The sequence below is a fragment of the Cupriavidus sp. 05L310 genome, assembly GCF_056398185.1.
The window spans coordinates 45,291-68,031 of sequence record NZ_JBFTOX010000018.1 but is presented as its reverse complement, the minus strand read 5'-3'; the positions used below and the strand labels follow the sequence as shown (position 1 = coordinate 68,031).

Genomic DNA, 22,741 nt, shown 5'->3' with positions numbered 1-22,741 from the left:
CTGGGCGCCGGGCCGCTAGGTCTGCTGCATGGCCCGGACGGCGATTGTGCGCGCCACCGACGCGATCACATCCTGCTCGGTGTCGGTCATCAGTGCCATATGGCGCACGGTGACACGCTGCGCCGGCGTGATATTGAACTCGGCGCACTTCTGCTCCAGCACGAGGGCGCCGCTCTGGCCGTCACCGCTGTTGAAGTTGAGCATTTCACTGGCGCTTACGCCGAGCGTGCCTGCCAGCGCGCAGATATTGATCAGGGAAACGTTGCGCATCCCGCGCTCGATACCGCTCAGGTAGGAGCGTGCCATTCCGCTTTCGAGAGCAAGCTTCTCCTGCGACCAGCCACGCTGTTTGCGCAACTCCGCAAGGTGCAGTCCAAACAGCTTGAGAGGATCACCGACCATGGCTCTATGCGTAATGGAGAACGGGTCGAGGCTAAGTTATTGACCTCTTTGTGGCGACGCTTTATAGTAGGACGCACTATAGGTTACTGGGCGAGACACGCAGAGTGCTGGCATGGTCGATGGGCAGGAACGCTCGGTTTTGCCCCTCGTTTGAAGAGGTTTCGGCCGTTTTTTATCGCGGTTGCCATTGGCGAATACGTTGGCGCCTGCTGCAGGCGGCATGCGTTCGGAAAACCTGTGGATGATGCCCGCGAGTGCTCGGTAAAAGCTTTTCCGAGTGTTACGAACGCTGCCGGGCACCTGTGCGAGCCGATACCGGGCGGCCAGGCAGCGGCAAAACCAGAAAACCAAGAAACCAAGAAACCAGGCAACCAAAGCCTTGGGCATCACGACATCGGGGACTCCAACCCACGGGGAAGCGCGGCGCTGCATTTTTCCACTACGCGGAGAAGGAAGTGCCATGCGTATTTTTTCGTTGTTCGACGCACAGATGCGCGGCGAAATACTGGCGGGCGGAAGCGCTTCGCAGTTGCGCGTCGGTTTGCAGGTGAGGGTGGTGCCGGAGGCCGCCGGGCTGGGCAGCAGCGGCGACTACATCTTCCTGCCGGAGGGCGCGATGCAGTCAGGTATCGTCACCGCCCGTGCCGAGTGGTGGGCCTGTCTGTACGGCACCATCAAGCTGACGCCGGTGGGCGGCGCCCCCGTGCTGTTGTCCGCCGGCGGCTTGTACGCGCTGCGTCAGGCCGAGCGCCTGGATCTGGCGGTGCTGCAGGACGCCGTAATGATCCGCGCCATCCTGGATCCCAATGCCGTCGGGCTGGTGGGGGCGGGCATCACCAGCAGCTACGATGCGTTTGCCACGGGCCAGGCGGAGCGCTGGCGGGCTACACCCGGCGCCGAGACGATCGAGGTGAGCGGCGTGTCGGTGCGCTCGGGATGCTTCGCGCCAGGGCTGGCCGAAGGCCAGGCGCGTTCCGCGCCTGGCGTGCTGCGGGTCAACGCGGCCTTTGTCTCGCTTGGGGAGGGCGAGCCGGAATGGGCGATGCGCCTGCGCGCGGGCGGGCTGAACTGGGCGGCCTGCCATGAGGGGACGCTGTGCCTGCAGTGGCATTCGCCCTGGCCGCATGCCGAGCGCGAGGTGGCCTACCTGCAGCCCGGCATGGTCTTCGCGCCGGATCCCGATGAAACGTATCGGATCGATGCGCTCCATCCCGTGGCGAGCCTGCTGTGCTGCCTGCAGGCGCCGGCGCATGTGGTGGGCGAGGCCGCGCTGCGGTCCGTCTGTCTGCATTGACGCCACGCGCGCGCGGTCCCCCGGGGCTGCTTCGGGCGGATGCTCAGCGGCGCTGGTATTGCTTGGCGCCGAAGAGGACTTCCCGCGACTTCTCATCGCGGATGGGCTTGCGTTCCATGGCCAGCACTTCCACCCCGCGCTTGACCGCCGGGCGCTCGGCGATCTCGTTGAACCAGCGCTTGAGGTGCGGGTAGTCGTCCATTTCCACGCCCTGGTTCTGCCAGCTGCGCAGCCAGGGGAAGGTGGCGATGTCGGCCACGGAGTACGCGTCGCCCGCCAGCCAGGCATGCTCCGACAATTGCTTGTCGATGACGCCGTAGAGGCGGCGAGCCTCATTGGTGTAGCGGTTGATGGCGTATTCGATCTTCTCGGGCGCATACATGCGGAAATGGTGCGCCTGGCCCAGCATCGGGCCGACGCCGCCCATCTGGAACATCAGCCACTGCAGCGCGTCGTACTTGCCGCGCACATCTTCGGGCAGGAACTTGCCGGTCTTGCCGGCCAGGTACAGCAGAATGGCGCCGGACTCGAACAGCGAGATGGGCTGGCCGTCGGGGCCGTCGGGATCGACGATGGCCGGGATCTTGTTGTTCGGGCTGATCTTGAGGAAGTCGGCCTCGAACTGGTCGCCGGCGCCGATATTGACGGGGTGGACCTTGTACTCGAGGCCGCACTCCTCGAGCATGATGTGAACCTTGTGGCCGTTGGGCGTAGGCCAGCTGTAGACGTCGATCATCGGATGGGGCTCCTGGCTGCGAAGGGGTGACCGCCACGTCAACCACTGGCGTGGCACGTGGTGAACCGCGCGATTTAAGCACAGAAGAAAAAAACGCGCAGACAGGCTGCGCGTTTTCCATGTTGCCGGCAGGGCCGGCAACGGTGCGGGTTGCGGCTTAGAAACCGCGCGTGACCGGCATGTTGATCTCGTCCGAATTCACGCCCATGTGCTTGGCCAGTTCCAGCTTGGCGATGGCATTGCGGTGCACCTCGTCCGGGCCGTCGGCCAGACGCAGGGTGCGCTGGTGCGCCCACCACGTAGCCAGCGGGAAATCGTCCGAGACACCGGCGGCGCCGTGCACCTGGATGGCCCAGTCGATCACCTTCAGCGCCATGTTCGGCGCCACTACCTTGATCATGGCGATCTCGGCCTTGGCCACCTTGTTGCCCGCGGTGTCCATCATGTAGGCGGCCTTGAGCGTCAGCAGGCGAGCCATTTCGATCTCGCAGCGGGCTTCGGCGATGCGTTCGCGCGTCACGCCCTGGGCGGCCACCGGCTTGCCGAAGGCGACGCGCGACAGGGCGCGCTTGCACAGCAGTTCCAGCGCGCGCTCGGCCACGCCGATGCTGCGCATGCAGTGGTGGATGCGGCCCGGGCCGAGGCGGCCCTGGGCGATCTCGAAACCGCGGCCTTCGCCCAGCAGGATGTTGGCGGCCGGCACGCGCACGTCCTTCAGTTCGATTTCCATGTGGCCGTGCGGCGCGTCGTCGTAGCCGAACACTGGCAGGAAGCGCTTGATGGTGATGCCCGGCGTATCGGCCGGCACCACGATCATCGATTGCTGCTCATGGCGGCCCGCTTCCGGATCGGTCTTGCCCATCACGATGTAGACGTGGCAGCGGGGGTCGCCTGCGCCCGACGACCACCACTTGGTGCCGTTGATCACGTAATCGTCGCCGTCGCGGCGGATGCTGCAGCAGATATTGGTCGCGTCCGACGAGGCCACGGCCGGCTCGGTCATCAGGAAGGCCGAGCGGATCTCGCCGCGCAGCAGCGGCTCCAGCCACTTGTCCTTGAGGGCTTCCGAAGCGTAGCGCTCCAGCGTTTCCATGTTGCCGGTGTCGGGCGCGGCGCAGTTGAAGACTTCGGCCGACCAGGGCACCCGGCCCATGATTTCGCACAGCGGCGCGTATTCGAGATTGGACAGGCCTTCCGGGGCACGTTTGGAGTGGGGCAGGAACAGGTTCCACAGGCCGGCTTCGCGGGCCAGCGGCTTGAGTTCCTCGATCACCTTGGTCGGCACCCAGGCGTTGCCGGCCTGGCGATTGGCCTGGATTTCCGCGTAGAAACGCTTTTCGTTCGGATAGATGTGCTTGTCGAAGAAGGCCAGCAGGCGGGCCTGCATTTCCTTGACCTTGGGCGTGTACTCGAATTGCATGTTGTCTCCTCCACCTCAGAATGAGGCCGGTTTCCGGTGGGGCCGCAGCGGGTTGCTGCGCGCCGTTTCCGGCACCGGCGGACGCGGTTCGCGCCGACTGAAGAGGACTGTACCGTAATCCAGGTAATTAGAAAAATGAATTTTCTGGATTTGCCAGTATCAATGCGGTGCATTCCATGCCAGAATGCCTGCCATGCAGCTATCCCGGATCGACCTGAATCTCTTCGTGGTGTTCGACGCTATCCATAGCGAAGGCAGCATCACGGCCGCCGCGCGCCAGCTTAACCTGACCCAGCCCGCGGTCAGCCATGCGCTGGGGCGCTTGCGCAACCTGTTCGACGATCCGCTGTTCGAGCGGCGCGGGCAGGGCATGGCGCCCACGCCGCTGGCGCGCTCGCTGGCCGCCGAGGTGCGCACCGCGCTGCAATCGTTCGCGCGCACCCTGCAAGATACGCCGCATTTCGATCCGGCGGCCACCGTGCGGCGATTCACCATCGGCATGCGCGATGCATTGGAGTCGACCCTGCTGCCGCCCCTGATGGCGCGGGTGACCGCCGTCGCGCCGCAGGTGGAAATCGCGGCAATCCGCTTCGACCGGCGCGAGATGGAGTCCGAACTGCTGGCCGGCACGCTCGACGCCGCCATCGATATCCTGCTGCCGGTGTCGCCCGCGATCCACCACGCGCCCTTCATGGCCGACCCAATGGTGGTGCTGGCCCGCCGCGATCATCCGCTGGTGAAGAAGGAACTGACGCTGGACCGCTACCTGGCCGCCGAACACGTGCATGTGTCTTCGCGCCGGCGTGGTGCCGGCCTGGAGGACCAGGCGCTGCACCGGATGGGATTGACGCGCCGGGTGCGTCTGCGCTGTCAGCACTACGCCGCGGCTTGCCGCGTGGTGAGCTGCACCGACCTGCTGGCCACGCTGCCGCTGCGCTACGCGCGCATCGCCAACGAACCCTATGCCAACCGGCTGCTGTCGCTGCCCTTCAAGGTGCCCTCACTGGAGTTGCACCTTTACTGGCACGCGGGCGGCGAGAACGACGGAGCCAATCGCTGGCTGAGAGAACAGTTGATGGCCGTGATCACCTCGCTGGGCGGTGGCCTTGGCGAGGCGGCGCAGACCTGACTCCCTTTGCTGAGGGTGGCGCGGCCCGCCGCGCGGCGTTGCCCGTCAAGGCGCGTTATCGGCCTGTCGCTCGATGCGCACGGTGGCCGGGGGCAGCGTGCTGTCAGCCTGTACCGCGTAAGGCAGCGGCGGGCGGCGTTCGGCTGGCACGGCTTGCCATAGCCGTTCGACCCAGGCCCGGACCTCGGGGCTAGCGGGTGCCGCCGCTGTGATGCGCAGCGCAAGCGGCGCACCGGCGGCGGATCCGGTGCCTGGCGCATCCGACATCAGGCGCTCTACTGCCAACTGAGGTTCTTCCCGCAGGCTCATTGTCCATGCCGCCAGTTTTTGTCCCCTGGCCGCAGGTGCGCGCGCCGTCTCGGCCTGCGGTGCCGGGCTGGCTCGCAGCGCAAAGCGCGGCGGCTCGATGGCGGGAGCCGGCGCCGGCGGCGCGATAGGCGCGACCGGGGCCGGAGGCGCGACGGAAGCCATCGGCGGCATGGGTGCCATCGATGCCATCGGTGCCGGCGCGCGAATCACCGGCGCGGCAGCCGGGCGGTGCTCCGCCAGCATGTCGGACTCGCGCGGAGCGGTCCTGGCCTGCGCCTCCGCAGCGGGCGCGCGACTGGGCTGGGCGTTGGCCGTTGCGGCCGGGCTGGCTGCTGGCGCCTGGGCTGCCGATGGCCCGGGTGCGGCTGCCGGGGCTGGTGGCGCCTTGGCATCCGCCTGTGGCGATGCAGGCTGCCTGGCGGACGCGGCTTGCGTTGGTTCCGCTGCCGGCTTGCCTGCCTCCGCGTGCATTGCCGGCGCGGCAGGCGCACGCTTTGCGCTTTCCGTCGCGGGCGCTTTGGCCGGCAGCGTGATCTCGCCGTCGCGCAGGTCAAGCTGGCGCAACACGATCTGCAGCGACAAGACACCCACGCCGAGGGTGCCGGCGAGCACGCCCAGCGCGGGCCACCAGCGCCGGGCACGGCGTGCGCGCTCCGGCTTGGCCGCAGCCTGTTCGTCGGAAGCCTGTTGCGCGGCCTGCGCCTGTTCGCGCAGCCAGGCCTGTGCCGCCGCGCTAACCGGCGCGCCAAGCACGCTCTGCGGCGCGTCGCCGCGCCGGACTTCCTCCAGTACGGCGCTGCGGCGGGCGGCCTGTGCTACCTGCAGCCGCGCGGCTTCCGCCATGACCGATGCCTCCAGTCCGGCTGGCGGGCCAAATGCCAGTTCGTCATCGACGGCGGGGTTGTCGGCTTGCTCGGTGTAGGCCCGGACCCTGGCCGGCAAGGCGGCGGGCGGCAATGGCGCGGCCGCTTGCCGGGTCATCTGCCGGGCCGCTTGCTCGGCGCGCGCGGCGGCCATCACCGCAGCCTCCAGCGAGGCTGGCGGCACAAAGGCGGGCACCTCGCGCAGCAGTGCCGCGAGCCGGTCTTCGCCGGCAATGAGTCGTTCGTCCGCGCTCATGGCAGCCGCTCCTGCGACGCCGTGGCCGCCAGGCTATCGCGCAGCCGCGCGAAGGCATAGCGCAGCCGGCTCTTGATGGTCTCGAACTTCTCGCCCAGCGTCAGGGCGATTTCCTCCACGCTCATCTCGCTGAAAAAGCGCAGCACGATCACTTCGCGCTGCGCCGCCGGCAGCGCCAGCAACGCTTGCCGCACGCCTTGCAGGTTCTGCCGCAGCTGCGCCTCGGCCTCGGGGCTCAGGTCGTCGGACGGCAGGGCGAGGTGGCCCTCGTCGAGCGTGTCGCGCTGGCGCTCGTAGGCGCCGCGCAACTGGTCCAGCCAGGTATTGCGCGCGATCTGGAACAGGAAGGTGCGCAGGGCCGCGCTGGGCTGGTAGTCGCCGCAGCGGGTCATCAGCTTGACCCAGGTCTTCTGCGTCATGTCCTCGGCCTCGCCGGCATTGCCCTGGCAGAGCCAGGCCACATAGTTGTATAGCGCCGCGTTGTGGCGGCGAAACAGCTCGGCCACCGGCTGCTCGATCAGGCCGTTGGCGACCAGCAGCATCAGGTCGGTGTCAGGCAGCGCGGACAGTCCGGAGGGTGGGGTGGGCGGCGGGGCGCCAGGCGTGGAGGCATGCATGCGCGGCAGTATATGACAGCCCCGCCCGCTGTCGTGCGGGTCGGGATGTCCGTGCCGGGCGGCGCGCGCGGGCAGCCCGGCCGATGGCGGTTTCAGCGTGGCTGCCCCCTGGCAGGCCCGTCGTCCTGCGCCAGCGGCGCGCGCGTCGACAAGGACTGGGCCAGGTCGATCAGCTTGATGAACTCGCCGCGATAGCCGAAGCGGTCGGTGCCGCGCGCGCCCAGCGCCAGGGCCCGCGCGTCGGCGTAGGTCCAGCCGCCGACATGGTTGCCGCCGCGCAGCACCTGGCCAAAGCCCGCTACCGCCGTGGCAAAGCGGAAGGCATCGTCGGCCTGCGCCAGCGGCCGCACCGAAGCGGCCTGCACGGGCAGGTCCATCAACTCGCTGGCCTGGGCCTGCGGCAGCTTGTAGCGCAGCTTGATGTGGGCCAGCTCGCCGGCGGCGCCCTTGCCCGGCCTGGCGGTGGGGCTGGCCGGCTGGTAGCGCAGCGGGTCAAGCAGGCCGGGCTGGTCCGTCAGGGTCAGCTCATAGAGCGCGGTCACGGTGTGCCCGGCGCCGATGTCGCCCGCATCGACCTTGTCGTTGTTGAAATCCTCGCGCTTGAGCGCACGGTTCTCGTAGCCGATCAGGCGGTATTCCCTGACCGTGGCGGGGTTGAATTCGACCTGGATCTTGACGTCGCGCGCCACCGTGGCGAGCGTGGAACTGAACTCCTCCACCAACACCTTCTGGCCTTCCATCAGGTTGTCGATATAGGAGTAGGCGCCGTCGCCCGCATCGGCGAGCTGCTCCATCAGCTGGTCGTTGTAGTTGCCGGTGCCAAAGCCCAGCGTGGACAGCGAGACGCCCGACTTGCGCTTCTCGGCGACCAGCGACTTGAGCTGGCGGAAGTCGGTAATGCCCACGTTGAAATCGCCGTCGGTGGCGAGCAGTACGCGATTGATGCCACCCGCGATAAAGCTCTGCTGCGCGGCCTGGTAGGCCAGCGCGATGCCGTTCGCGCCGGCTGTCGAGCCGCCCGCGACCAGTGAGTCGATCGCCGCCGCGATGACGGCCTTGTCGCTGCCGGGCGTGGGCGGCAGGACGACGCGCGTGCCGCTGGCGTAAGTGACCAGGGTGATGCGGTCCTGCGGGCGCAGGACATTCGTCAGCAGCTTGAGCGAGGATTTCAGCAGTGGCAGCTTGTCGGCCGAGTACATCGAGCCCGACACATCGACCAGGAAGACCAGGTTGGCCGCCGGCAGGCTGTCGCGGGCCGCGTCGGCCGCCTTGATGCCGATGCGCAGCAGCACGTTGTGCGCGTGCCACGGCGCGGGTGCGGCGTCGGCGTGCACGGCGAAGGGACGGCCATCGCGCGGTTGCGCGTAGTCGTAGGGGAAATAGTTGACCATCTCCTCCACCCGCACCGCATCGGCGGGCGGCAAGCGGCCGGCGTTGAGCAGGCGGCGCACATTGCTGTAGCTGCCGGTGTCGACATCGATGCTGAAGGTGGAGACGGGCGCCTGCGCAACCAGCTGCACGCCGTTCTCGTCGATGGCGCCATAGCGCTCGCGATCCGGCTCGGCCTGGGGCTGCGGGTAGGGCATGGGGTGGGCCATCAGGGTCAGGGGCGCCGGCGGCTGGGCGCGCATGACGCGCGTATCGGCGACGGCTCCGGCGGCTGTCTCCCTGGCGTGCGTGGCGGCGTCGCCGGCCTTGCTCGCGGGCACGGGCTGGGCGGGCATGGCTGGCGGCGGCGCGAGCGGTTGGCTTGTGGCCGGTTCGGCGTTGCCGTCTCGCGTTGGCGAGGTCGGAGCAGTCGCCGGATGGCCGCCGCATGCGGCCAGTACAAAGGCAGTAGCCAGGACTCCCAGGCGCTTGAGCATTTCTTTTTCTCCTGAAGGGCCGCGCCGGCGATGCCGGCGGCAGGGCGCTGTCAGTGAAACGAAGCAGCCCGGCTGGCGGGGTTAAGTCGGGTGGAAAAAATTCAAAAGGGGACGGCGAGTGCAGATCGCGCCGCGCGGGACAGGCCGGCCCACGTTTGCCTGACGCGGTCCATCGGTGCTGTCCCTGAGGTGTGCGCCAAGGGTGCCGCAGCAGCGCCCGAGCGCCATACAATGAGCATTTTTCCCCCCAGGAGGACGATTGCATGGCACCCCAGGCATATTCATCGGCGCTATGGCGCGGCCCGCTCGCCGCCGCCGCGGCGCTTGCGCTGCTAGGCGCCTGCTCGACGCAGACCAGCGCGCCTCCCGTGGCCCCGGCTCCCGCCGCTACGGCGATGCCGCCCGCACCGGAAGTGTCGTCCGGCTACCGGCAGGGCATGACCACCACCTATGCCGACAAGCATATGGCCGCGGCCGCCAATCCCCTGGCTACCGAAGCCGGCCGCAAGATCCTGCGCGCGGGCGGTACCGCGATCGATGCCGCGATCGCCATGCAGGCTGTGCTGACGCTGGTGGAGCCGCAGGCCACCGGCATCGGCGGCGGCGCTTTCATCATGTACTGGGACGGCAAGCGCGTGCAGGCCTATGACGGCCGCGAGACCGCGCCCGCTGGCGCCGACGAGAATCTCTTCCTGCGCCCCGATGGCAAGCCCATGAGCTTCAGCGACGGGCAGATCGGCGGCCGCTCGGTGGGTACGCCTGGCGTGTTGCGCGCGCTGGAAATGGCGCATCGCCAGCACGGCAAGCTGCCTTGGGCCAAGCTGTTCGAGCCGGCTATCGCGCTGGCGGAGCAGGGCTTCCCGATTTCGCAGCGCCTCTATACGCAGATCGCGGCGGACAAATTCCTGCCGAACTCGCCCGAGATGGCGGCCTACTTCCTGACGCCCGACGGCAAGGCCAAGCCGGTTGGCACCCTGTTGAAGAATCCGGCGTTGGCCAAGACCCTGCGCGACATCGCCCGCCGCGGGCCGAATGCGCTCTATACCGGCCCCATCGCCAGCGAAATCGTCAAGCAGGTCAACGGCAGCGCCAACGCCGGTTCGCTGTCTCTGGCGGATCTGAGGGACTACAGCGCCAAGGAGCGCGCGCCCATCTGCAGCGACTACAAGCGCTGGAAGATCTGCGGCATGCCGCCGCCGTCGTCGGGCGGCATCGCGATCGCGCAGATGCTCGGGACCTTGCAGGCGCTGGAGGCGAAAGACCCGAAATACGCGCTTGCCGCGATGAAGCCTAAACAGGTGGCCACGCCTGCCGGCGTCGAGCCGGGTATCGAAGCCGTGCACGTTGTTTCCGAAGTCGGACGTCTGGCCTATGCCGACCGCGGCCTCTATGTGGCGGACTCGGATTTCGTGCCGGTCAACGTTGCGGGGCTGCTAAATCGTGACTACCTGGTGCAACGCGCGAGCCTGATCGGCGAGAAGAGTATGGGCAAGGCGGAGGCTGGCACGCCGCCTGGAAACACGCTGGCGCTGGCACCGGACCGTTCGCCGCCGCGCGTGTCCACCTCGCAGATTGTTGCCGTTGACAATACCGGCGGCGCGATTTCCATGACCACCACCGTGGAGAGCTATTTCGGTTCGCACCTGATGGTGCGCGGCTTCATTCTCAATAACCAGCTCACCGACTTCTCCTTCGTGCCGAGCGAAAACGGCAAGCCGGTCGCCAACCGGGTGCAGGCCGGCAAGCGCCCGCGCTCGTCGATGGCGCCGACGCTGGTGTTCGACCGCGAGACCGGGAAGCTGGTCGCCACGGTGGGCTCGCCGGGCGGTTCGCAGATCATCGAGTACGTATCCAAGACGCTGGTGGGCCTGCTGGACTGGAACATGGACGTGCAGGGGGCCATCAACATGCCCAACTTCGGCAGCCGCAACGGGCCGACGGAACTGGAAGCCGGACTGGTCAGCCCGGCCCTGGTGCAAGGCCTGAAAGACCGTGGGCATGAAGTGGCGCAGATCGAGATGACCAGCGGCACGCAGGCCATCATGCGCCGCCAGCGCCCCGACGGCACGTGGGCCTGGGCCGGCGGCGCCGACCCGCGCCGCGAAGGGGTTGCGCTGGGCGACTAGGCGTTTCGCCGGGTTGGCATGGAGCGTGCTCTGCCGGCGCTCCCGAAAAAATGAATGGCCGACTTCCGAGTCGGCCATTTTTTGTCCGGCGCGCGGCTGGCTCAATCGAGCCGCACGTCAGCCTGTTTCACCACCGCCGCCCACCGCGCACGCTCGCCGACGAAGAACTTGTTCGTTTCCGGCGGCGTCATGGTCACCACTTCGGCACCCTGGCCAGCCAGTTGCGCGCGCACTTCGGGCAGGCGGATGATGCGGATCAGTTCGCTGCTGATGCGCGCCACCAGGGCGTCGGGCATGCCGGCCGGCGCCATCACGCCTTGCCAGGTGCCCGATTCGAAGCCGGGCACGCCTTGCTCTGCGATGGTCGGCACTTGTCCCATCAGCGGCATGCGCGTCTTCTTGGATATCGCGATCACCTTCAGCTTGCCCGCCTGGACCTGCGGCAGCGTTGCCAGCATGCCGTTCATCAGCACCTGGGCGGTGCCTGCCACAGTGTCGGCCACGGCCTGGGAGCCCCCCTTATAGGGCACGTATTGCCACTTGGCGCCGGTCGACTGCGCCACCGCCACGCCAGCCAGGTGCGGCGCGCTGCCGATGGCCGTCACCGCGAAGTTGAGCTGAGTGCGCTTGGAGAGGTCCACCAGTTCCTTCAGGTTGCTGACCTGCACCGAGGGGTGGACTACCAGCAAATGCGGCGAGTAAGCCAGCATGGCGACGCCCTTCAGGTCCTTGCCCGGATCGAAGGAAAGCTTGGTGTAGACGGACGGGCTGATGGCCAGCGCGCCGATATCGCAGAGCAGCAGGGTGTGGTTGTCGGTGCCGGCCTGCGCGACCATCGCGGCGCCGATATTGCCGTTGGCGCCGGGACGGTTGTCGACCACGACGGGTTGGCCGAGCGCTTCGCCCAACTGGCGGCTGATCAGGCGGGCGATGATGTCGGAGGAACCGCCGGCGGAATAGGGGACTACCAGCTTGATCGGGCGGGTGGGCCAGTCGGTGGCGGCCTGCGCGGCGCGGGGGGAGATCAGGGCGCCGGCGGCGCCGAGGCCGCCCAGGGTGGCTGTCGCGCCAAGCGTGGAGAGTCGGGATAGAAAGGTGCGGCGGGTCGTCGGCATCTTGTTGTCTCCGGATTTGTATTGTGTTGTATGTTGTCGTATGTGTTGGATGATAGCTCGAAGTCTTGGGTGGGTCCAGGGCATTCTTCTGGAAGGGTTTTTGTGCGTTGACGCTAAAGGCCTTAAGCGCAACTTCACTACCACGACCGATCTTCCTGGCTGCTGAAATATGGATTACGGTGACTGGTTTGCCCCCCTTCCTCTGCGTGCGGGAGAAGGGCCGGGGGCGAGGGCGGGCGTTCCCAATGCGGCTTGCCATCCGTTCGCCGGCACCCATTGCAATCCTGCTGGTTAAATCGAGAATGACCTCATCACATCATCTGATACGATAACTAGGGCTTAAAAAAAGACCTCTTCAACAAGCGAAGAGGTCTTCCCATTCAAGCCGTGCGCAGCAATGCGCGCTTATTGCTGCGCCATCTTTGCATACTCCCACCCCATCTCCGCCATCGGTCGGGCTCGCTTCCCCGCATCCAGGGCCTGCGCCGACGAAGCCGTCCCGTCGACCACGCGCTTCATGATCCCCTGCAGGATCCCCGCGATCCGGAACATGCTGAACGCCAGGTAGAAATTCCAGTCGCCCGTGATCGGCCGGCCGGTGCGCTGCTCGTAGGTCCTGCGGTAAGTCGCCTCGTCGGGAATGCCGAGCCCTGCGTGGTCCAGGCCGGCAATGCCGCGGAACTGGCCCGGCGCGATATGCCAGCTCATGCAGTGATAGCCGAAGTCGGCCATCGGATGCCCCAGTGTGGAGAGTTCCCAGTCGAGCACCGCCAGCACGCGCGGCTCGGTGGGATGGAACATCAGGTTATCCAGCCGGTAGTCGCCATGCACGATCGAAGTGAGATCGGCGTCTTCCTGCGGAATATGATCAGGCAGCCAGGCCATCAGCGAGTCCATGGCGGGGATGCTCTCGGTCTCGGACAGCTTGTATTGCTTGGTCCAGCGCTCGATCTGGCGCGAGAAGTAGTTGCCCGGCTTGCCGTAGTCGCCCAGGCCGATGGCCTTGTAGTCGACCGTGTGCAGTGCGGCGATGACACGGTTCATCTCGTCGTAGATGGCGCTGCACTCCGCCGACGTCATGCCGGGCAGGGACTGGTCCCACAGCACGCGGCCGGCGACGAATTCCATGATGTAGAAGGCGCGGCCGATCACGGTTTCGTCCTCGCATAGCGCGTACATCCTGGCGACCGGCACGTCGGTGCCTGCCAGCGCGGCCATCACGCGGTACTCGCGTTCGATGGCATGGGCCGAGGGCAGCAGCTTGGACTTGGGGCCGGGCTTGGCGCGCATCACATAGGTCTGGCCCGGCGTGATCAGCTTGAAGGTGGGGTTGGACTGGCCGCCCTTGAACTGCTCGATGGTGAGCGGGCCGGCAAAACCCGCCACATGCTCGCGCATCCACACCTCCAGCGCGGCCATGTCGAAGCGTTGCTGCTCGGCTACCTCGCGGGTGCCTTCGAAATTCGAAACGTTGGTGCTCATGCTGTCTCCGTTTTTTCGGTATGTTCCGGGTTTTCCGAGATTCGAAACTGTCTGCCTGCGGCGTGGCTAGCTGGCCGGCCCCCGCAAGTCGCGAAAGCGCAGGTACTGGTGCAGCAGCACTTCCATGGTGGTGTGGCGCGTGCCGCTGTGCACCGGCGTGGGCGGCGAGTAGTTCATCATGCGCACCACCCAGTCCAGCGGATCGTCGCCCACGTCCAGCACGTTGATGCAGCCGGCGGTTTGCATCAGGCTGCCGTAGAACAAGCGGCGACCGCAGGTGATGGCGTGGGACAGGATGGCGCGATTGGTGCCGCCATGCAGGACGAGCAGGACGGTGTCCCAGTTGGGATCCTCGCGCAGGCGGCGCAGTGCGGGCAGCACGCGGTCAAGGAATTCGCCGACGCTTTCGCCGTCGAGAAAGCGCTTGTCTTCCGGCACTTCGCCTTCGAAGGCGCCGATAAAGGCATCGCGCAGCTTGTCGTCGCTGATGCCCTGCAGCTTGCCGCCACGGATTTCCTGCAGCTCGGGCCAGGTTTCCAGCGTGGCGTCTTCCATCCCGGGCAGTTCGGCCAGCACGCGTTCGGCGGTTTCCACCGTGCGCGGCAACCCGCTGACGATGATGCGGTCGAAGCGGATGTTCTCCGCGGCAAAGGCGCGGCCGGCGGCGCTGGCCTGCGCCCGGCCGGTTTCGTTGAGCGGTACCAGCTCGGGCAGCGCCGGGCGGCCGGTCGCGTCGAAGTAGGTCACGGCGCCGTGGCGCAACAGGTAGACGCGGCGGCGGGGCGAGGGCGGCAATTCCATGCAAGTCTCCGGTGCTTGGCCGATGCGCCCGTCTGCGCGGGCATGGTCGGCGTGGTATTGCGTGGCCAGGTCGGCCGCTCAGCGATAGTTCGGCTTGCGCTTTTCCAGGAAGGCGCCAATGCCTTCGCCCGCATCCTTGTGATGCAGCGCGGCCACGAAGTTGTCGCGCTCTTCGGTCAGGTGCCCGGTCAGGCTGGCGGTGCTGGCGTGATTGATCAGCGCCTTGATGCGGCCCACGGCATGCGGCGAGCGCGCGGCCAGCGTTTCGCCCAGGCGCAGCGCTTCGGTGAGCGCCTGGCCGGCAGGCACCACGCGGTTGACCAGCCCGAAATGGGCCAGGCGCGCGGCATCGATGGGCTTGCCTTCCATCATCAGTTCGGAGGCGAGCTGGCGGGGCAGGGCGCGGGCCAGTTCATACGAGCCGCCACCGTCAGGCGTCAGCCCGACATTGACGTAGGCCATGACGAACTTCGCATCGCTGGCGGCCACTACGAAATCGCACGCGAGCACCAGCGAGAAGCCAGCGCCCGCGGCAGGGCCTTCCACCGCCGCGATGATGGGCTTGGGAAAGGCGTGCAGCGTTTCGATCCAGTGATTGAGGACTTCGATGCTCTCGGCCTGCACTTCGGGCGGCTTGGCGCGGTTGCCCAGCAGGCGGTTGAGGTTGCCGCCGGCACAGAACACGCCGTCGGCGCCGGTGATCACCACCGCACGGATTTCCTGATCGCGTGAGGCAAGTTCAAGTGCTTCCTGCGATGCCGCGTAGATGTCCGGGTGCAGCGCGTTGCGTGCCTCGGGGTTCGAGATGGTCAGCACCAAGGTGGAGTCGACGCGTTCGGATAGCAACTGTGCGGTCATGGCGGCCTGTGGGAAGAAGCGAATGCAACAATGCAGAAGCGGGGGGCGGATACGAAACGACCGCAGGCCAAGACAAGCCTGCGGTCGCGGTTCTTACTGCTCTTCGGCCAGCAGCGACAGGCCGAGGCCGGCGCGGCGCCACAGCCACGGGCTGGGGCGGTAGCGCATGTCGCCGGTCAGGCGTTCCAGGTTGCGCAGCACCGTCAGCACCAGGTGCGGGCCGATCACGTCGCCCAGCGCCAGCGGGCCCTTGGGGTAGCCCAGGCCGAGGTTGACGGCGAGATCGATGTCGACCGGCGTGGCAATGCGCTGCTGCGCGATGTCGCTGGCGATATTGACGATGCAGCTGACAATGCGCTGGGCCACGAAGCCGGCCGAGTCGCGGATCACGGTGACGGGCACGCCATCGCTGCCGAACAGGCCGTGTGCGGCCTCGCGCATGGCGGCGGAGGTGGCGGGCGTGGTCATCAGCGTGCGGCGCTTGGTGGCTTCGAACGGCAGCAGGGTGTCGATGGCGACCACGCGTGTCGCATCCAGGCCCTCATGCAGCGCGCAGGTGGTGGCGTCCAGGCCCAGCGGCGTGACCACGATCAGGGCGTCGTCCGAGGGCCGGTTGCCGGCTTCGGGCGTGATGCCCAGCGAGAGCAGCAGCTTGACGGCCATGCCGTGGCCACGTTCGTCGGCAAGGCTTACCCACACGCTGGTGGGGCGCGCGGCCGGCACGGCGGCCGCGGCGGGCACCTGCTTCTGGCCATCGGCATAGCGGTAGAAGCCGGCGCCGGCCTTGCGGCCGATCAGGCCGCCCACCGAGCGGACCGCCGTGATGGGCGACGGGCGGTAGCGCGGCTCCTGGTAAAACTGGTTGTAGATGGATTCCATCACCGGGTGCGAAACGTCCAGCCCGGTCAGGTCCATCAGCTCGAAGGGGCCCATGCGGAAGCCGGCCTGCTCGCGCATGATGGCGTCGATGTCGGCGAAGTCGGCCACGCCTTCCTGCGCCACCTTCAGGCCTTCGATATTCATGCCGCGGCCGGCATGGTTGACGATAAAGCCGGGCATGTCCTTGCAGCGCACCGGCGTGTGGCCGAGCCGGCGCGACAGCGCCATCAGCGCATCGCCCACGGCGGGGTCGCCCGACAGGCCGTCGATGACCTCGACCACCTTCATCAGCGGCACCGGGTTGAAGAAGTGGTAGCCGGCGATGCGGCCGGGCTGCTTCGCGCCGACCGCGATCGCGGTAATCGACAGCGACGACGTGTTGGAGGCAATCACCGCATCCGGACGCAGAATGGCTTCCAGCTTTGCCACCAGGTCACGCTTGACTTCCAGCTTCTCGACGATGGCTTCGAGCACCATGTCGCAGCCGGCCAGGTCGTCCAGCGTGGCGCAGGGCAGCACGCGGGCCAGCGCCGCTGCGCCGTCCTCTGCACTCATCTTGCCCTTTTCGGCCAGCTTGGCAAAGGTGTCCTGCAGGTATTGCCGGGCCGCCGCCACGGCTTGCGCGTTGGTGTCGTACAGGCTGACGGTCAGGCCGGCTTGCGCGGCGATCTGCGCAATGCCACGGCCCATGGCGCCCGTGCCGACGATGCCGAGGGTGTCGATGGTGAAAGTGCTCATAGTGCTTCCAGAAAAGTGTGGTTAAATTAGCACGATCGTACGTTTTTTGCATCATCCGCGACAGTGGGCCGATGCAAGCGGCGTGCGCTGATCGGCCAGAGAGGACCACCAGAGTCTGTCATGGCTCACAATGCCTGTTGATCAGGTATGCGCAGGACACGATGCCCCCTGATTCCATCGCGATTCCCCCCCTGTGGATCGCAAATAACGAGGAGAGAGACGACATGCTGAAACTTTGTGGCTTTGCCGCCAGCAACTACTACAACAAGGTCAAGCTGGCCTTGCTGGAGAAGAACCTGCCGTTCGAGGAAGAACTGGCCTGGATCGGCAAGACCGATCTCGAAGCCTCGCCCTTGGGCAAAGTGCCCTACATGATCACCGATCACGGCCCGCTATGCGAGTCCGAAGTGCTGGACGCCTATATCGAGTCGACCTATCCGCAATCTCCGCTGCTGCCGGCGGACCCTTACCGGGCCGCGAAGGTACGCGAACTGGTGACCTTCCTCGAGCTTTACCTGGAACTGACCGCGCGCGAGCTTTATCCGGAAGCGTTCTTTGGCGGCAAGGTGAGCGATGGTGTGAAGGAGCGCCAGAAGAAGCTGCTGGAGCGATATATCCCCGCGTTCGCCAAGCTGGCGAAGTTCTCGCCTTACCTGGCTGGCGAGACCTTCACGCTGGCGGACTGCGCCGCGGTGGTGCACTTCCCGCTGATTTCGTCGTGCACCAAGATCATCTACGGTACGGACATGTTGTCCGACCTGCCGGTCAGGGATTACCTCAAGCGGATGGGTGAGCGGCCCACCGTGCAAAAGGTGAACGCGGATCGCAAGGCGAACACGGAGCTCATGCTGAGCGGGCGGAAGTAAGTCAGGGTTTGCTCCAGGCAAAACGCCCGCGATCCGCGGGCGTTTTGCGTTGATGGTCTTGCGTCAGGGGCGGGAGCGGCTCGCAGGACCGTTCTGCTTGGGTAACCAGCGCCGCACGCAGTCCCGCAGGCGCTCTTACAACGCCTTCAACCTCTCCAGAGCCAACGCCAGCGTCTCCTCCTTCTTGGCAAAGCAGAACCGCACCACGCCAGACTCGCGCGGCTGCGAATAGAACGCCGACACCGGGATCGCCGCCACCCCGATCTCGCGCGTCAGCCACATCGAGAAATCCGCCTCGCTCATATCGGAAATGGCCGAGTAGTCCACGCACTGGAAGTAGGTGCCATCCGACGGCAGCAGCTTGAAGCGCGTCGTGGCCAGCCCGGCGCGGAAGAAGTCGCGCTTGGCCTGGTAGTAAGCCGGCAGGTCCAGGTAAGGCGCGGGGTCCGCCATGTACTCGGCCAGCCCGTACTGCACCGGCGTATTCACCGTAAACACGTTGAACTGGTGCACCTTGCGGAATTCCGCGGACAGCGCCGCCGGCGCGGCCACATAGCCCACCTTCCAGCCGGTGACGTGATACGTCTTGCCGAAGCTCGACACCACGAAGCTGCGCCGTGCCAGTTCGGGATGGCGCGAGACCGACTGGTGAAGCTGGCCGTCGAACACCATGTGCTCGTAGACCTCGTCGGACAGCAGCAGGATATCGGTGCCTGCCAGCAGTTCGGCCAGGCGCTCCATGTCGCCCGCGCGCCAGATGGTGCCGGTGGGGTTGTGCGGGGTGTTGATCAGCAGCATCCGCGTGCGCGGCGTGATGGCGGCGGCGAGTCGGTCGAAGGGGATGCGGAAGTGCGGCGCGTCCAGCGCGACCGATACCACCTTGCCGCCGGCCAGTTCGATGGCGGGGATGTAGCTGTCGTAGCAGGGCTCCAGCACGATCACCTCATCGCCCGGATGCACGGCGCACAGGATGCTGGTGAGGATGCCCTGGGTGGCGCCGGCCGTGACCGTGATCTCGCTGTCCCAGTCGTAGGCATGGCCGTACAGCTTGCCGATCTTGTCGGCGATGGCCTGGCGCAGCCTAGGCACGCCCGCCATCGGCGGGTACTGGTTGAGGCCCGAGCGCATGGCATGCGCGACCGCATCGACGATCTTCGGGTCGCAGTCGAAATCCGGGAAGCCCTGGCCCAGGTTCACCGCGTTGCGCTCGGCGGCCAGCGCCGACATCACGGTGAAGATGGTGGTGCCGACGTTGGGCAGGCGCGACATCGGCGGGGTGAGCGGATCGAGGGTGCTGGCGCCGGACGGGGCGCTCGGATTGGTGGTGGGCATGGGAAGCTGCGTCAGGCTGGACGGTCTGGATGGACGGGAAACGTTGCTGGCATTCTAGCGGGGATCGGCCTGCGCCTGCGCACGGCGTGCCGCCAGCCAGCCGGCGAAGGCCTGGGGCAGCAGGATGTCCACGCCGCTCTGGCGGCGCAGCCGGCTCTTCAGCTTGAGCACAGCCTTGTCCTTGGACACCAGGCAGGCCGCCTGGGCAAAGTGCGCCAGTTCGATGAACTTCTGGTCGTCGGTGTCGCGGCAGCGCGGCAGGCGCGCCGCCAGCGTCTCGGTTTCCTCCGGGATGGCGAAGGCGGTGGTCAACCGGTCCACCGTGGCCATGGCGGCGGGAATGTCGACGCCGAAATGGGCAAATTGCGGATAAGCCAGCACACGGCGCAGTTCCTCGCGGCAGTCGGGCCGGATTACCGCGGCGATGGCGCCGCTGTGCAGCGCGGCCCGGATGGGTTCGACATGGGGGTCGGCAAAGACCAGCAGGTCGACCCAGATATTGGAGTCGAGCACGACCCGCGGCGCGGGCAGGGCGGCAAAGGCGGGCTCGGCCGGCGGGGAATTGGCGGGTACTGCGGTGGATTCAGGGTGCATTCGTTACAATCTGGCCTTTGTGTTTGCCGCGATTTTGCCATGCTCATCGTCCTGTCCCCTGCCAAGTCGCTCGACTACGAGACGCCCCCGCGTCTGAAGACCCATACGCTGCCCCGTTTCATCGACCGCTCGGCGGTGTTGATCGAGCGCCTGCGCAAGCTCGCGCCGCAGGATATCGGCGCGCTGATGGACATCTCCGACAAGCTCGCGGTGCTCAATGCCGTCCGCTACGGGGACTGGTCGCCGGAGTTTACCGCGGCTAACAGCAAGCAGGCCGTGCTCGCCTTCAATGGCGACGTGTACGACGGCCTGGACGCGTCCACCCTGTCCAGCGAAGATCTCGCCTTCGCGCAGAAGCACCTGCGTATCCTCTCCGGGCTGTACGGCGTCTTGCGGCCGCTTGACTGGATGCAGCCCTACCGGCTGGAAATGGGCACGCGGCTGGACAATGCGGCGGGCAAGGATCTCTATGCCTTCTGGGGCGACGACGTCACCCGCTTGCTGCAGGAGGACTTCAGGGAGCAGAAGAGCGAGGGTAGCCCCACCCTGGTCAACCTGGCCTCCGAAGAGTATTTCAAGGTGGTGCGGCCCAAGGTGCTCGCGGCCAGGATCGTTACGCCGGTATTCGAGGACTGGAAAGGGGGCCGCTACAAGATCATTTCCTTCCACGCCAAGCGGGCACGCGGCTATATGGCCCGCTATGCGGTGACCCACCGCATCACCGAGCCGGCAAGGCTCCAGCGCTTCGCCGAGCACGGCTACGCCTTCGATGCGGCAGCCTCCGACGACGCGCGCTGGGTATTCCGCCGGCGCCTGGAAGACTGACGCGCAGACAGACCAACGCCCGCCGGCCAGTTGCCGGACCGCCCCCGAACCCAGCGCCAGGGCTTGCCCAGAGAGAGGCATTCCGGCGCGAACCCTGCGAGATGCCACGCCATGACCAGAGCCCTGCATATCTCCGCCAGCTTCGATGCGGGCGCCATCGAAGTCGAGTCGCTCGCCCAGGCCGACGACATCCGCCTGCGCATCCGCGCCGACTCGCACGCCGAATTTCGCCAGTGGTTCCATTTCCGCTTGCAGGGCGCGGCAGGGCAGGCCTGCCGCCTGCAATTCCTCAATGCCGGCGACTGTACCTACCCCGATGGCTGGCGCGGCTACGAAGCCGTGGCGTCGTACGACCGCGCACACTGGTTCCGCGTGCCGACCACCTTCGACGGCAGCACCATGACGGTGGCCTTCACGCCCGAGCACGACAGCATCTGGCTGGCCTACTTCGAGCCTTATTCCGAAGACCGCCATCTGTCGCTGCTTGCCGGTTGCCAGCGCTCGCCGCTGGCGCGCCTGTCGCACCTGGGCAGCACCGTGGACGGCCGCGACATGACCGCGGTCACGGTGGGTACGCCCGGCGACGGCAAGAAGACCATCTGGATGATCGCGCGCCAGCATCCCGGCGAAACCATGGCGGAGTGGTTCTGCGAGGGCGTGCTGCAACGCCTGACGGGCACGGGCCTGTGGGCCGGGGACCCGGTGGCGCGCCGCCTGCTGGAGCGCGCCGTCTTCCACATCGTGCCCAATATGAATCCCGACGGCTCGGCGCGCGGTAACCTGCGCACCAATGCGGCCGGGGCCAACCTCAACCGCGAATGGATGGCTCCCAGCCAGCAGACGAGCCCCGAGGTGTATCACGTGCGCCGCGCCATCGAGGCCGCCGGCTGCGACATGTTCTTCGACATCCACGGCGACGAAGGCCTGCCCTATAACTTCGTCGCCGGCAGCGAGATGCTGCCCGGCTTCACCGAAGCACAGCGTGCCGAACAGTTGCGTTTCATCGACGCGTTCAAGCGCGCGACGCCGGATTTCCAGGACGTCCACGGCTATGCCGCCAGCAAGTACAACGCGGACGCGCTCAAGCTGGCCTCGAAGTACATCGGCCATACCTTTGGCTGCCTGTCGCTGACGCTGGAGATGCCGTTCAAGGACAATGCCGATCAGCCCGATCCGGCGGTGGGCTGGAACGGCGCGCGCAGCGCTTTGCTGGGCGCGGCAATGCTGCAGGCCATCCTGGAGCAACTGGGCTGAACGCACGGATGGCCAGATAGCCGCCCGCCGGGCGGCTATCTGGCGGGGCGCATCAGTTCGCCTTAATGCGCGTTGGCATTAATTCGTCTTTTTGGTGGTCGACTTGCTGCTGCTCTTGCTGGCCGGCTTGGCGCTGCTGCTGCTGCTGCTGCTGCTGCCGGCTTTGGAAGAGGTTGCCTTGGTGGACTTGGTGCTGGTGGTGGCCTTCCCAGAGCCCGACTTGCTCGCCTTGCCGCCCTTGCGGGCTTTGCTGCTGGTGGCCTGGCGCGTAGTCGCGCTGCTGCGTACGGCGGGCGCGGCGGCCGGTTCGCTGATGATGGTGCCGCTGCCATCGAGCAGCTCGTAGGCCAGCATCATGCCGTCGGCATAGCCGCAGCGCACCTTGACCGGTTCCCACTGGGCTTCGGCATGGCGCTTGTGGGCGGTGGCGGTAAAGGTCACCACGGCGCTGACCGGAACCGCCTGCTTGCCTTGCGAGAAGCGGCCATCCCAGGGTTCCACGGTGGCCTGGCCGGCGCCGAGCGCGCCGGTGGGGATCTTCAGTGCGTCGTAGCTGGCCGAGCGGGGCACCACCCAGCTGGCGTGCGCGGCGCAATCGGCCACATCCGCGCTCGCATTCTCGGTTTGCATCAGTTGCTGGCGCATCTGCGCACGGTACTCGGCCAGACTCACGCGGCCTTGCGCGGGTAGCGTCACGGTCTTGGTGGGCGGTGCCGCAGTGGCGGCGGCCACGGGCGGGGCAGGGGTCGCGGGTTTGGCGGCGGCCTGGGTGGCGATGCCGGGCGTTGCCACGGCGTCGCGATCATTGAGCGGAGTATCGGCGCAGCCCACCAGGGCGATCGCACCTGCCACTGCAGCAGCGAGCGAGCACAGCCGGCTGCTGATGAGGTCAGAGAGTCGTCGGATCACGGGATCGTCTTGCTTTGGAGCATAAGGGGTTGGCAAAGGTCTGCCATGATAGAGGAAACCCATGCAGCAAA

General features: G+C 66.9%; 20 protein-coding genes. 6 read left to right on the top strand and 14 right to left on the bottom strand.

Annotated elements, in window-relative coordinates:
- Positions 1–15: 15 nt before the first annotated feature.
- Positions 16–402: a helix-turn-helix domain-containing protein gene (locus tag AC1DS6_RS15215; RefSeq protein ID WP_441630099.1), complete on the bottom strand. Its 387-nt coding sequence runs from the start codon at positions 400–402 to the stop codon at positions 16–18.
- Positions 403–862: 460 nt separating this feature from the next.
- On the opposite strand from AC1DS6_RS15215, the gene AC1DS6_RS15210 reads away from it, so the two are divergent.
- Positions 863–1,696: a hypothetical protein gene (locus AC1DS6_RS15210; RefSeq protein WP_441630097.1), complete on the top strand. Its 834-nt coding sequence runs from the start codon at positions 863–865 to the stop codon at positions 1,694–1,696.
- A gap of 43 nt (positions 1,697–1,739) precedes the next feature.
- On the opposite strand, the gene AC1DS6_RS15205 is transcribed toward AC1DS6_RS15210, so the two are convergent.
- The gene (locus AC1DS6_RS15205; protein WP_441630095.1) at positions 1,740–2,432 is read right to left on the bottom strand and encodes a glutathione binding-like protein; all 693 of its coding nucleotides are present in this window, start codon (positions 2,430–2,432) and stop codon (positions 1,740–1,742) included.
- Between the two features lie 157 nt (positions 2,433–2,589).
- Positions 2,590–3,852, bottom strand: a complete 1,263-nt coding sequence (locus AC1DS6_RS15200) for an acyl-CoA dehydrogenase family protein (protein ID WP_441630093.1) — start codon at positions 3,850–3,852, stop codon at positions 2,590–2,592.
- A 193-nt stretch (positions 3,853–4,045) separates the two neighbouring features.
- Between AC1DS6_RS15200 and AC1DS6_RS15195 the strand changes: the two genes are divergently transcribed.
- On the top strand, positions 4,046–4,981 hold the full coding sequence (locus tag AC1DS6_RS15195) for a LysR family transcriptional regulator (protein ID WP_441630091.1): 936 nt from the start codon (positions 4,046–4,048) through the stop codon (positions 4,979–4,981).
- Between the two features lie 45 nt (positions 4,982–5,026).
- Here the strand turns inward: AC1DS6_RS15195 and AC1DS6_RS15190 are convergent, their stop codons facing one another.
- The 3 genes from AC1DS6_RS15190 to AC1DS6_RS15180 all read right to left on the bottom strand — a co-directional run bounded on the left by AC1DS6_RS15190 (position 5,027) and on the right by AC1DS6_RS15180 (position 8,891).
- Positions 5,027–6,409, bottom strand: coding sequence for a hypothetical protein (locus AC1DS6_RS15190; protein ID WP_477102667.1), 1,383 nt, complete (start codon positions 6,407–6,409; stop codon positions 5,027–5,029).
- On the bottom strand, positions 6,406–7,026 hold the full coding sequence (locus tag AC1DS6_RS15185; protein WP_441636744.1) for an RNA polymerase sigma factor: 621 nt from the start codon (positions 7,024–7,026) through the stop codon (positions 6,406–6,408). Before AC1DS6_RS15185 ends, AC1DS6_RS15190 begins: the two co-directional genes overlap by 4 nt.
- A gap of 92 nt (positions 7,027–7,118) precedes the next feature.
- Positions 7,119–8,891 (bottom strand): vWA domain-containing protein, encoded by a 1,773-nt coding sequence (locus tag AC1DS6_RS15180; RefSeq protein ID WP_441636746.1) that lies wholly within the window; start codon positions 8,889–8,891, stop codon positions 7,119–7,121.
- A gap of 263 nt (positions 8,892–9,154) precedes the next feature.
- On the opposite strand from AC1DS6_RS15180, the gene ggt reads away from it, so the two are divergent.
- Entirely contained in the window at positions 9,155–11,017 is a 1,863-nt protein-coding gene (gene ggt, locus AC1DS6_RS15175) for a gamma-glutamyltransferase (RefSeq protein WP_441636748.1), read from the top strand.
- Between the two features lie 101 nt (positions 11,018–11,118).
- Here the strand turns inward: ggt and AC1DS6_RS15170 are convergent, their stop codons facing one another.
- From AC1DS6_RS15170 to AC1DS6_RS15150, 5 genes are all read right to left on the bottom strand, one after another.
- Positions 11,119–12,132, bottom strand: coding sequence for a Bug family tripartite tricarboxylate transporter substrate binding protein (locus AC1DS6_RS15170; RefSeq protein WP_441636750.1), 1,014 nt, complete (start codon positions 12,130–12,132; stop codon positions 11,119–11,121).
- A gap of 405 nt (positions 12,133–12,537) precedes the next feature.
- Positions 12,538–13,614, bottom strand: a complete 1,077-nt coding sequence (locus tag AC1DS6_RS15165; protein WP_441636752.1) for a phosphotransferase — start codon at positions 13,612–13,614, stop codon at positions 12,538–12,540.
- 66 nt (positions 13,615–13,680) lie between these two features.
- Entirely contained in the window at positions 13,681–14,415 is a 735-nt protein-coding gene (locus AC1DS6_RS15160; RefSeq protein WP_441636754.1) for a histidine phosphatase family protein, read from the bottom strand.
- 78 nt (positions 14,416–14,493) lie between these two features.
- The gene (locus AC1DS6_RS15155) at positions 14,494–15,273 is read right to left on the bottom strand and encodes an oxepin-CoA hydrolase, alternative type (RefSeq protein WP_045238115.1); all 780 of its coding nucleotides are present in this window, start codon (positions 15,271–15,273) and stop codon (positions 14,494–14,496) included.
- A gap of 93 nt (positions 15,274–15,366) precedes the next feature.
- On the bottom strand, positions 15,367–16,890 hold the full coding sequence (locus tag AC1DS6_RS15150; RefSeq protein WP_441636756.1) for a 3-hydroxyacyl-CoA dehydrogenase: 1,524 nt from the start codon (positions 16,888–16,890) through the stop codon (positions 15,367–15,369).
- 224 nt (positions 16,891–17,114) lie between these two features.
- On the opposite strand from AC1DS6_RS15150, the gene AC1DS6_RS15145 reads away from it, so the two are divergent.
- Positions 17,115–17,756 (top strand): glutathione S-transferase, encoded by a 642-nt coding sequence (locus tag AC1DS6_RS15145; RefSeq protein WP_441636758.1) that lies wholly within the window; start codon positions 17,115–17,117, stop codon positions 17,754–17,756.
- Positions 17,757–17,891: 135 nt separating this feature from the next.
- On the opposite strand, the gene AC1DS6_RS15140 is transcribed toward AC1DS6_RS15145, so the two are convergent.
- Positions 17,892–19,088, bottom strand: a complete 1,197-nt coding sequence (locus AC1DS6_RS15140) for a pyridoxal phosphate-dependent aminotransferase (protein ID WP_441629935.1) — start codon at positions 19,086–19,088, stop codon at positions 17,892–17,894.
- Between the two features lie 54 nt (positions 19,089–19,142).
- Positions 19,143–19,682 (bottom strand): putative toxin-antitoxin system toxin component, PIN family, encoded by a 540-nt coding sequence (locus AC1DS6_RS15135; RefSeq protein WP_441629937.1) that lies wholly within the window; start codon positions 19,680–19,682, stop codon positions 19,143–19,145.
- Between the two features lie 39 nt (positions 19,683–19,721).
- On the opposite strand from AC1DS6_RS15135, the gene yaaA reads away from it, so the two are divergent.
- Both yaaA and AC1DS6_RS15125 read left to right on the top strand, forming a co-directional pair.
- Complete coding sequence (gene yaaA / locus AC1DS6_RS15130; RefSeq protein ID WP_441629939.1) at positions 19,722–20,507, top strand: peroxide stress protein YaaA; 786 nt, start codon at positions 19,722–19,724, stop codon at positions 20,505–20,507.
- A gap of 111 nt (positions 20,508–20,618) precedes the next feature.
- On the top strand, positions 20,619–21,761 hold the full coding sequence (locus tag AC1DS6_RS15125) for a M14 family metallopeptidase (RefSeq protein WP_441629940.1): 1,143 nt from the start codon (positions 20,619–20,621) through the stop codon (positions 21,759–21,761).
- A gap of 78 nt (positions 21,762–21,839) precedes the next feature.
- Here the strand turns inward: AC1DS6_RS15125 and AC1DS6_RS15120 are convergent, their stop codons facing one another.
- Positions 21,840–22,670, bottom strand: a complete 831-nt coding sequence (locus AC1DS6_RS15120; protein ID WP_441629942.1) for a BspC domain-containing protein — start codon at positions 22,668–22,670, stop codon at positions 21,840–21,842.
- Positions 22,671–22,741 lie beyond the last annotated feature (71 nt).

Excerpts from the sequence above, each read along its gene's own strand:
- AC1DS6_RS15215 (WP_441630099.1), bottom strand. The coding sequence starts at position 402 with ATGGTCGGTGATCCTCTCAAGCTGTTTGGACTGCACCTTGCGGAGTTG.
- AC1DS6_RS15210 (WP_441630097.1), top strand. The coding sequence starts at position 863 with ATGCGTATTTTTTCGTTGTTCGACGCACAGATGCGCGGCGAAATACTG.
- AC1DS6_RS15205 (WP_441630095.1), bottom strand. The coding sequence starts at position 2,432 with ATGATCGACGTCTACAGCTGGCCTACGCCCAACGGCCACAAGGTTCAC.
- AC1DS6_RS15200 (WP_441630093.1), bottom strand. The coding sequence starts at position 3,852 with ATGCAATTCGAGTACACGCCCAAGGTCAAGGAAATGCAGGCCCGCCTG.
- AC1DS6_RS15195 (WP_441630091.1), top strand. The coding sequence starts at position 4,046 with ATGCAGCTATCCCGGATCGACCTGAATCTCTTCGTGGTGTTCGACGCT.
- AC1DS6_RS15190 (WP_477102667.1), bottom strand. The coding sequence starts at position 6,409 with ATGAGCGCGGACGAACGACTCATTGCCGGCGAAGACCGGCTCGCGGCA.
- AC1DS6_RS15185 (WP_441636744.1), bottom strand. The coding sequence starts at position 7,026 with ATGCATGCCTCCACGCCTGGCGCCCCGCCGCCCACCCCACCCTCCGGA.
- AC1DS6_RS15180 (WP_441636746.1), bottom strand. The coding sequence starts at position 8,891 with ATGCTCAAGCGCCTGGGAGTCCTGGCTACTGCCTTTGTACTGGCCGCA.
- ggt (WP_441636748.1), top strand. The coding sequence starts at position 9,155 with ATGGCACCCCAGGCATATTCATCGGCGCTATGGCGCGGCCCGCTCGCC.
- AC1DS6_RS15170 (WP_441636750.1), bottom strand. The coding sequence starts at position 12,132 with ATGCCGACGACCCGCCGCACCTTTCTATCCCGACTCTCCACGCTTGGC.
- AC1DS6_RS15165 (WP_441636752.1), bottom strand. The coding sequence starts at position 13,614 with ATGAGCACCAACGTTTCGAATTTCGAAGGCACCCGCGAGGTAGCCGAG.
- AC1DS6_RS15160 (WP_441636754.1), bottom strand. The coding sequence starts at position 14,415 with ATGGAATTGCCGCCCTCGCCCCGCCGCCGCGTCTACCTGTTGCGCCAC.
- AC1DS6_RS15155 (WP_045238115.1), bottom strand. The coding sequence starts at position 15,273 with ATGACCGCACAGTTGCTATCCGAACGCGTCGACTCCACCTTGGTGCTG.
- AC1DS6_RS15150 (WP_441636756.1), bottom strand. The coding sequence starts at position 16,890 with ATGAGCACTTTCACCATCGACACCCTCGGCATCGTCGGCACGGGCGCC.
- AC1DS6_RS15145 (WP_441636758.1), top strand. The coding sequence starts at position 17,115 with ATGCTGAAACTTTGTGGCTTTGCCGCCAGCAACTACTACAACAAGGTC.
- AC1DS6_RS15140 (WP_441629935.1), bottom strand. The coding sequence starts at position 19,088 with ATGCCCACCACCAATCCGAGCGCCCCGTCCGGCGCCAGCACCCTCGAT.
- AC1DS6_RS15135 (WP_441629937.1), bottom strand. The coding sequence starts at position 19,682 with ATGCACCCTGAATCCACCGCAGTACCCGCCAATTCCCCGCCGGCCGAG.
- yaaA (WP_441629939.1), top strand. The coding sequence starts at position 19,722 with ATGCTCATCGTCCTGTCCCCTGCCAAGTCGCTCGACTACGAGACGCCC.
- AC1DS6_RS15125 (WP_441629940.1), top strand. The coding sequence starts at position 20,619 with ATGACCAGAGCCCTGCATATCTCCGCCAGCTTCGATGCGGGCGCCATC.